Genomic DNA, 8,484 nt, shown 5'->3' on the forward strand with positions numbered 1-8,484 from the left:
CCGCTCTACCAGTACTTCCGCAAGAGCCAGATAGCGTGAGAACGCCCGACACCGCAGTCCCAAACATCGCGGCATCCCCGCAGGTCACCCACTCTTCATTGGCCACCTACAGTCGAACGGGACAGTGAGGTCGCTGCTGGTGGCGATGGCGAGGGTCTGGCCTGAGGGCGAGAAGCCGGCGGCGCGGAGGGTGGAGTGGTCGGAGTCGAAGATGTGCCACCAGCCCTGTCCGTGTGGGTCTTTGTAGATGTTGCCGTTGCTGCTGAGCAGGACGCGGTGGTGGGGCCATTCGGGGGCGACGATGTCCAGGCTCCAGCCGTCGGGGGTGGTGTGGTGGAGGCCGCCGCCGAAGAGGCCGGCGATGTGCACTCGGGTTCCGGAGATGGGTCCGGGGCCTGGGCAGGTCAGGTCCGGAGCGGCGTCCGGGGTGCTGGTATCAGGGTCAGGGTCGTGGTCTCGCGCGATCTTGTCGCCGGTGGAGACGTCGAAGAGGCCGTGGCCGTCCTGGGAGACGACCATGACCAGGTCGTGGCCGGTGTTGGGGTGAGTCGCGAAGCCGATGCCCAAGAGGCCGCCGATGGGTGTTCTGCGGTCCAGGGTCGGCTGCCAGGGCGGAGGCGCCTGCAGGACGGGAGCGGCCAGGAAGCGGTCGCGCAGCTGTTGTTGGTGGTCCGAGAGCATCGGCGGGTTCCTCCGTGTCGGCATCGAGAACATGATCGTGCATCGGCCGCAGTGAACGCCCGGGGAGTTCCGCCGGCAAGACCTGGGGCCTGCGCGGTCCGCTATGCCGGCTCACTCCTGCTGGGATCTATAGATGAGAGGTGTATTTCGATCTTGGTCGTGAGGACGTCGGGTTGTTGGTCAAGGAGCCTCTTGAGGGCGCCGTAGTGGGCGAGGGGTGCTCTGCGGTTGAGGTGGTGCCAGGTGTTCCCTCGGCGGAGGAGCCATTCGCGTTGGGTGTGCTGCGGCTGCCGGGCCTCGATGGGGCGGGGCGCGAAGCGGGGCTCGCCTTGGGTGACGCAGCCCGGATGAACGCGGGGGGTTCTTGGCGTTTGCGGTCGTCGAGGGTGGGCTGAACGGGTCCGGGAACCGGTGGGAGCCGGTTGATGATCTCGGCCCATGTCTCTTCGTCGAGGCTCCAGTCGCGGAGGGCATCACGGCGGTGCTGGTAGTCGTGGAGGCCGGGGGTGGCGTCGAGTTCGGCGGCGAGGTTCTTCAGGGCGGTGATGAAAGGCGCTCGGGTCGGGTCGGTGTCGAGCCATTGGTAGAGGTCTTTAGCCTCGATCTAATGAGAGCCAGCGGGTCGCCGTGCGCGAGCAATGCTCAGGACCTGTGGATCGGCTCGGCGGGGGCTTACACTCCCGAGTGATCGTTTCAGAGGTCACTGAGTAGGCCGACGCAGCAACGTCGGCTGGGAGGGCACGCGCATGCTTACGGTAGTCAATGCCGATGGTTCCACCGAGTCCGGTGCCTTGATCGATGAGATCGTGCGGGAAGGGGCCCGGCGGATGCTGGCCGCCGCGCTGGAGGCCGAGGTGGAGGGGTATCTCGCCGAGTTGGCCGAGCAGCGTGACGAGCGTGGGCGGCGTCTGGTGGTGCGCAAGCAACGGCTACCACGCCGAGCGTACGATCGCGACGGCTGCGGGTCCGGTGGCGGTGAAGGCGCCGCGAGTGAACGACAAGCGGGTCGATGTCCAGACCGGTGAGCGCAAGCGGTTCTGTTCGGCGATCCTGCCGCCCTGGGCCCGTAAGACCCCGAAGGTGTCGGAGGTGTTGCCGCTGCTGTATCTGCATGGGCTGTCCACCGGGGACTTCGTGCCGGCGTTGGAGCAGTTCCTCGGCTCGACCGCCGGCCTGTCGTCGGCGACGGTGTCCCGGCTGACCGCGCAGTGGACCGAGGATCACCAGGCCTTCCAGCGCCGGGACCTGTCCGGGCTGGACTTCGTCTATGTCTGGGCCGACGGGGTGCATCTGAAGGTCCGGCTCGATGAGGCCAAGGCCTGCGTGCTGGTGCTGGTCGGAGTGCGGGCCGATGGGAGCAAAGAGCTGGTAGCCCTGGACGCGGGCTACCGGGAATCCGGCGAGTCCACCGCCTGCTACGGGACTGCGCCCGCCGCGGCATGCGGGCCCCGCACCTGGCCGTCGGCGATGGAGCGCTGGGGTTCTGGAAGGCGCTGCGGGAGGTCTTCCCCGAATCCCGGGGACAGCGCTGCTGGGTTCACAAGACCGCCAACGTCCTGGACGCCCTGCCCAAGTCCGCGCATCCAGCGGCCAAGGCCGCGATCGCCGAGATCTACAACGCCGAGGACAAGGAGCACGCCCACGCGGCGATCAGATCCTTCCACCGGTCTTACAGGGCGAAATTCCCCAAGGCCACGGCGAAGATCGTCGATGATGAGGACGTGCTGCTCACCTTCTACGACTACCCGGCCGAACACTGGATCCACCTGCGCACCACCAACCCGATCGAGTCCACGTTCGCCACGGTGAGGCTGCGCACCCGGGTCACTCGCGGCGCCGGTTCCCGCACCGCCGCCCTGGCCATGACCTTCAAACCGATCGAGTCCGCGCAGACCCGGTGGCGCGCCGTCAACGCGCCCCACCTGGTCGCGCTGGTCCGGGCCGGAGCCCGGTTCGAGCGCGGCGCCCTCGTCGAGCGTGCCGAAGGACAGGTCGCGTGATGACCAAGAAGCTGCTGCGTGTCCTTCGGTGGGCGACCAAGACGACGCATCCGGCCGAGTTCCACTACAGCCCGGACCTGAACCCGGCCGAGCAGCGCGCGCTGCTACGCCGCAACTACCTGCTGCTCATGACCGGGCAAGCGGCCCTCGGACTGATCGGCCCCGACATCCTCGCCATCGCCGTCGAACCGCGCCCCGACGAGGTCGTCCTCCACATCGCGGCGTCTACCGACAACGATGCGCTCCAGGAGGATCTCAAGGACATCGTCGGTGACCTCGATGCCTTCCTCGCCAGCGGCCCCGAACGGCTGACCCCCATCAGCACCCAGATCCACGTTGGCTCTGCCGACACAAGTTGGTCTGGGCGATCTCACGCTCTGCTCTACCTCGCCAAGCCGGAACCGGAACCACCGATCCACAACTCTTGACAATTACTCCCGTGCCGCAGACTCGGTCCCGTAGCCGCCAGCAGTTGAGCACTCGCTCGATCTGGACCGTTGAGTCCTGACGAAAGACCGTGCCTCTGCCGGTGACCGGGAGGGTTGATCGCTGATGGGATGTCGTATGTCGACCGTGTCGATGAGGCCACCTACCACGTGTGGCCCGCGACTGATCAGGCCGCTGCCCTGGAACGAGAGCAATGGGCGCTCTACGTCGAGTGGAACCAGCGGTACGAGGCCGCGGTGGCAGAGCCGGGTGACCATCCTGGACAGGGAGGTGTTGACGCGCGGTATGACGAGCTGGAGTCGTTGCTGACGCCGCACCGTCAGGCCCCGGCCGATGCGCGGCACCTCCTGACCGAATGGCGATTCGGCCCCGGCCCTCGCTATCAGCTCGAAGGGATAGACACCTGGGTTCGGTGGAGCTCAAGCCGATAACGTTGCCCGGGCACCGAACAAACCCCCAACATCTCGGATCGCTCCGCCCGTGGATGCTACGGACGCAGCCAGAAGAGTGCCGAATCAACTGGCCGTGCGCGGGTAACTGCGCTGGCCGCCGTCAGACGTCCCGCACTGTTGCGGATCAGAAGTGGGCGACGTCATGGCGAATCAAAGGGCCCTCGGCCTGTAGCAGGGCGGGAGGCGAGGGCCTTCGATGGTGGCGAGGAGGGCTTCAGGCTTGATCGCGGTCAAGACCCTTGATGCGGAGCGCGAGGGCGTGCCAGGTGGTGGGGGCGAGGGTCAACTTCGGGCCGTTGGGGTCTTTGGAGTCACGCACGGCGATGACGCCCGCGAGATCGGCGAGCTCGACGCACTGGTCGTTGGCCTGCGCGCTACGGCTCGACTTGCGCCACTGTGCGTCAGTGAAGATGTGGGGCATGGGGGCTGCTCTCCCTATCGCTGCTCGTAGGTCCGCGCGGCTGCTGAGATCAGCTCGAGAGACCCGGCCAGGTCGCGTGCCGCCGCGTGGAGGTGCTCGAAGGCGAGTTTAGAGGCGGCGATGTCCTCATTGCGCTCGAGGTAGAGAGTGCCCGCGATCGTCTCCACGAACACTACGTCTGGATCGGTCTCCTCCGAGAACGAGAAGATCCCAAACGATCCTGACATCGCCGCGTGCGGACCGATGCCGAAGGGGACGACCTGAACCTGGACTCCCGGAGCCTCGGCGACTTCCAGCAGTCGGCGGAGTTGCCTGCTCATGACCTCTGGGCCGCCGATCTCGCGACGAAGCGCAGCCTCATCGAGGATGACCCACATGTCGAGGTTTCCGCCGGTGGCGACGACTGCCTGGCGTTTCATCCGGAGCTCGACGCGTCGCTCGACCTCCTCCTCGGCGTATTCCCGGCGGCCTTTGATGATCGCGCGTGCGTAGTCCTCGTTCTGCAGGAGGCCGGGGATCACGAAGGGCTCGAAGATTCGGAGTGAGGTCGCGGACGTCTCCAGGTCGACGGCCGTCTTGTAGTTGCGTGACAGGAGATCGTTGAACGGCTGCCACCACTCGTCACGTCGTGTCGACTTCGATTCGCGAGCGAGCGCGATGAGACGATCGCGCTGCTCTCCCACGGGGACGCCGTAGAGATCGAGCAGGTCTGCGACATCGCCCCAGCCGACGGTGATCCGACCCGTTTCGATCTTGCTGACCTTGGCGCTGTACCACCCCAGTTGCGTCGAGACCTCGTCGCCGACCTTGCCGGCCGATTCGCGGAGTCTTCGCAGCTCAGCCCCGAGCCGCCTTCTCCGCATGGTTGGGGACGGGTTGTTCCGATTTGCGCTCATCATTGCCCTCGGACGCTCGGAGAATATTCCCTCAGGATGTTGCCTGCGGCCTGATTCTGTTTCACACTACTAGAAGTGTTCCTCACGCCACTGATCGTGGTGGAGGAGATGCGGCTTCCTGCGTTGCAGTGCTTCAGTGGAGGCGCGGGCGCGTTGGCCGATGCGCTCCTGGGGGCACTCGGTGAACTAGATCGCCGCGCGGCCAGGCATTGGCCTAGGAAACCCGGCCTGGCCGCGCGGCCCAACCTCACAAAGGAGGTGCCGCCATGGTAGACGCGCCACGGGCGGCGAACGACGCGCCGAGCGGCAACAGGGTCGATCTGGGCGCCTTGTGCCCCGGTTGGCACACCGAGCGTGTCGGTGAGCGACTGCTCGCGCGGCGGCTGCACGCACCGTCGGACTACCAGGTCGAGTGCGGCTGTCTCGAGGAGATCGCCGCAACCTCGGTCGGAGAGCTGGTGATCCTTTGCGAAGCGCAGACCCTGCTGGCCGAGCGGGTTTTGTCCGCCGAGGCGATAGCGCGGCCGCGGGCCCGATAACCGCCACGGCCGATCAGCCGTCGATACTCGCGCGTTCCGAATGGACCGGCACGTGCTGAATCCAAAGGTCGCCTTCCGCCTGGCGGGCCTGGCCCGGTAAGCGGGCGAGGGCGGCTGGTCGCGGGCAGCACACCTGAACGGGACTGGCGGGTTGGCGTTGGGCAGCGGCTACGCCTGCCTGGCGGGTCGTCGTCGAGCTGCTGCCTGTTCATACATCGTTGCAGCGCCGTGCAGTACTCGCTGCGCTCACGCGGCCGTGTAGTGGGTGGCTCCTTTCACGCCTCGCTTGAGAGCCAGCGGGTTCGGCCTCGCCGACTACAGCCCCGAACCACGAATACGACGCGCCTACTCGACCAGTGCGCATTGGCCGACGACACCTCGGCCCGATCAGCGCTCAGTTCCAATCCATACGCAGGGCGACCCCGGCAGGTGTAGCAGCACCTGCCGGGGTCTGAGACCGGACCGGTAGGAGGCCCAGCCCCATGTACAACTCTACGAACCTGGCAGCTGTGAGGGGAGATCCGGCTCCACACGGCCACACCCTGGCGCGCAACCCGCTGCCATACGGCACCATCGCTCCGTGGGCCGTCGTCGAACGCGACCCAGGCGAGGTCCTCACCGACCTGCACAGTCGCTACCCGCACCACACCTTCTGGTTCGGTGAGCACTCGGGCCGGTACTGGGCGATGCGCCGTCGGCCGACGGTCCCTGAGCGCCTGTGGGAGGCGGCCGACCCTGATGACCTCGTCTGCCAGATCGCGCTGGCCGAGGAAGAGGAATACGCGCGGACCCCAACAGCTCCGGAATACGTCCACCCGGCCATGCAGTCGGACGTGGAGTCGGAGAGGGCCTGCGCGTCCACGAATCCCTGGTCTGCTTGCCCTTGTGGCGAGTGCGGTGATAGCCCTCGCCGTGCCGGGCGGACGGCCGGACTGTTCCGGCGCCGGGGCGATCAGAGGCGGCGAGGGCTGGGCTGTTCTCCCGAATCCGACGATGGCGGAAGGTCGTGATGGCCATGAACCAGCCGGCCGACCTGCCATACGGCGGTGTCTGCACTTGGGCTCTGCCTGACGACGACCGGTGTGCGCAGGCGGCGCGGACCCACCTCGGTTACGCCATGCGCACCCTTCAGTTCGACGCCGAGGTCGTTGAGAACGCTCAGCTCGCAGTCAGTGAGCTCGCGACCAACGCGCTCCGGCACGCCTACCGCTCCCGCTACGGACCGCCGAACACCGTGTCCGAACTGGCGGTGTGGGCACGGATGTGGCCTGAGCCAGAGCTGGTGGTGAGCGTGTTCGACCCCGACGACGAGACGCTGCCGCAGCCTGGCAACGGTGATCTGCTGGCCGAGAGCGGCAGAGGTATGACGATCGTGGACGCGGTCACCAGTAGCTGGGGCTCGCATCCGTCTCGCTCCCGGCTCCCCGCCCCCCAGCTGTCAGGCAAAGCGGTGTGGATGGCGGTCCCGCTGCCCACAGCCTGGCCGCGCCTCAGCGCGCCGATCTACCCGGCGGTCGCTGCGCAGCGGTTGGCGATGAACCTGGCCGGCCGCGGTGTTCCGGCGCAGAGGGCAAGTGAGGCCACAGGGATCTCTCTTGTCGCGACGCCTGCCCTGAACGTGTGGGTGTGCCGTACCACGTTCGCTTGGACCTCACCTGGTGGCGTGCTCCATCGGCATCCGCACATCGACCTGCAAGAGACCGCCGAACACGTGGTCGCCACCTTGCAGCGGTCCGCTCGACGCTCCGCGCACTGATCACCGAAGCGGCCTCGTCCGTCCGGCGGGCGACCCGGACGGACAAGGCACCTCGGGGCGCAGGCGCGGTGCTGCGAAACGTCGCCGCGTCTGTGCCCCGCCCACTCCACCGACCTTGCTGACACTCATAACCCTGGAGATCCGCATGCTGGATACGCCTGACAACGGCCATGCCCGGCTGGTCCAGTACGTCCATGCCGCCGCGACGTCGGCTGTTCGTGCTGACCACAACGCCCTCGGCCGGGCGGTGCACCGCCTGGTCGTCGACGGAGCACTGGACCAGGGAACGATGGAGTTCTTGCAGCAGGCCCCCAGAACCGTAATCGCACTGACCACTGCACTCAACGCCATCCTGGACCTTCATCGGCCGTCGGCCAGCTCCGAAACCGATGCCGGATGCCGTGCTTGCGGCACGAGCAAGGCGACGGCCTGTCGAACTCTCAGGCGTATGGCCGATGTGTTCGCCGCCCACCAGGCGGCCAGGCTGCCGTGCGTGGATGCCGCAGAGGCATGGCGCCGAGCACGCGCTCGGCAGCCCGCAGCCAACCGCGGTGAAGTCGTCTCCACCGTTACAGAGATCGCCGACGCCTATGTCGTTCGCAGCATGGTGATCGAGCCACCATCGGTTCCCACCAGAGTCGAGCCGTCGTCTGAACGCGTCCTCCTGGTCGACAAGACCACGGGGCAGACGGTGATCTGGCCGCTCATGCCGCTTCCCGCCCTGGAGCGCGGGTACGCCCGATACCGCCAAGGTGCACGCACCGTCGTTTTGACGCCGAGGCCACAGTCCGCGGATGACCGCGACAGTGCTCAGTCTCACCGTGCTCTGACAGGCAAGGTGGCGACGTGGACTGGCAGCGTGCTGAGGCCCGCAAAGCGTCGGCGGCAAAAATGATGGGCGAACCCGTTGCCGCGAGCGTCCCTGGGCAAAGGACGTGCTCACCTGGCGGTGTTGGGCTCCTTGGGGCAAACCAGCGGTTGCGTGCGGCGGAATCTGCCGGGGGAGGTCAGGGTGAGCATGCCGGCCGCAGATCACCGGTTCACCGCTTGGACCAGGGCGGGATTGTGGCCACGCCTCCACCGTCTCGTGCTGGACGAGCTCGGCGCCCACGGGCAGATCGACTGGATGTCGACGATCGTGGGCGCCGCCGTCGCGAAAGAGGGAACGCCGACTGACAGTGATGATGGAGGTGAGCACCTCCCGTCCGGGGTCTGACCCGCCGACTGACTGACCTTGGGTCCTCAACGGGATCTGTCGGCCCTGGTCGGGAGGTGCTCGTGTGCACTCACCG

Annotated in this window: 8 protein-coding genes and 1 pseudogene; 6 read left to right on the forward strand and 3 right to left on the reverse strand. The window is 67.1% G+C overall.

Annotation, left to right across the window (positions count from 1 at the left end; all coding sequences use genetic code 11):
* Positions 1-84 precede the first annotated feature (84 nt).
* Entirely contained in the window at positions 85-705 is a 621-nt protein-coding gene (locus tag EBO15_RS41930; protein WP_199745165.1) for a hypothetical protein, read from the reverse strand.
* 340 nt (positions 706-1,045) lie between these two features.
* Between EBO15_RS41930 and EBO15_RS41935 the strand changes: the two genes are divergently transcribed.
* The 3 genes and pseudogenes from EBO15_RS41935 (at position 1,046) to EBO15_RS41945 (ending at position 3,109) form a co-directional block, all read left to right on the forward strand.
* Positions 1,046-1,369, forward strand: a complete 324-nt coding sequence (locus EBO15_RS41935; RefSeq protein ID WP_122200006.1) for a hypothetical protein — start codon at positions 1,046-1,048, stop codon at positions 1,367-1,369.
* Positions 1,370-1,427: 58 nt separating this feature from the next.
* Positions 1,428-2,681 (forward strand): annotated as a pseudogene (locus EBO15_RS41940) (IS256 family transposase).
* On the forward strand, positions 2,681-3,109 hold the full coding sequence (locus tag EBO15_RS41945; RefSeq protein ID WP_122200007.1) for a hypothetical protein: 429 nt from the start codon (positions 2,681-2,683) through the stop codon (positions 3,107-3,109). The pseudogene EBO15_RS41940 and the gene EBO15_RS41945 overlap by 1 nt, the downstream one beginning before the upstream one ends.
* 685 nt (positions 3,110-3,794) lie before the next feature.
* Here the strand turns inward: EBO15_RS41945 and EBO15_RS41955 are convergent.
* Both EBO15_RS41955 and EBO15_RS41960 read right to left on the reverse strand, forming a co-directional pair.
* The gene (locus EBO15_RS41955) at positions 3,795-4,001 is read right to left on the reverse strand and encodes a DUF397 domain-containing protein (protein WP_122200009.1); all 207 of its coding nucleotides are present in this window, start codon (positions 3,999-4,001) and stop codon (positions 3,795-3,797) included.
* Positions 4,002-4,015: 14 nt separating this feature from the next.
* Complete coding sequence (locus EBO15_RS41960; RefSeq protein ID WP_158628505.1) at positions 4,016-4,864, reverse strand: helix-turn-helix domain-containing protein; 849 nt, start codon at positions 4,862-4,864, stop codon at positions 4,016-4,018.
* 299 nt (positions 4,865-5,163) lie between these two features.
* Between EBO15_RS41960 and EBO15_RS41965 the strand changes: the two genes are divergently transcribed.
* The 3 genes from EBO15_RS41965 to EBO15_RS43935 all read left to right on the forward strand — a co-directional run bounded on the left by EBO15_RS41965 (position 5,164) and on the right by EBO15_RS43935 (position 8,087).
* Complete coding sequence (locus EBO15_RS41965; RefSeq protein WP_122200011.1) at positions 5,164-5,436, forward strand: hypothetical protein; 273 nt, start codon at positions 5,164-5,166, stop codon at positions 5,434-5,436.
* Between the two features lie 1,009 nt (positions 5,437-6,445).
* Positions 6,446-7,192 (forward strand): ATP-binding protein, encoded by a 747-nt coding sequence (locus tag EBO15_RS41970; protein WP_122200012.1) that lies wholly within the window; start codon positions 6,446-6,448, stop codon positions 7,190-7,192.
* 145 nt (positions 7,193-7,337) lie between these two features.
* A complete protein-coding gene (locus EBO15_RS43935; protein WP_147481901.1) occupies positions 7,338-8,087 on the forward strand; it encodes a hypothetical protein in 750 nt (249 codons plus the stop codon).
* Positions 8,088-8,484: the final 397 nt, after the last annotated feature.

Origin of the sequence: Actinomadura harenae, from assembly GCF_003696215.1 — a bacterium.
Lineage (GTDB): Bacteria > Actinomycetota > Actinomycetes > Streptosporangiales > Streptosporangiaceae > Spirillospora > Spirillospora harenae.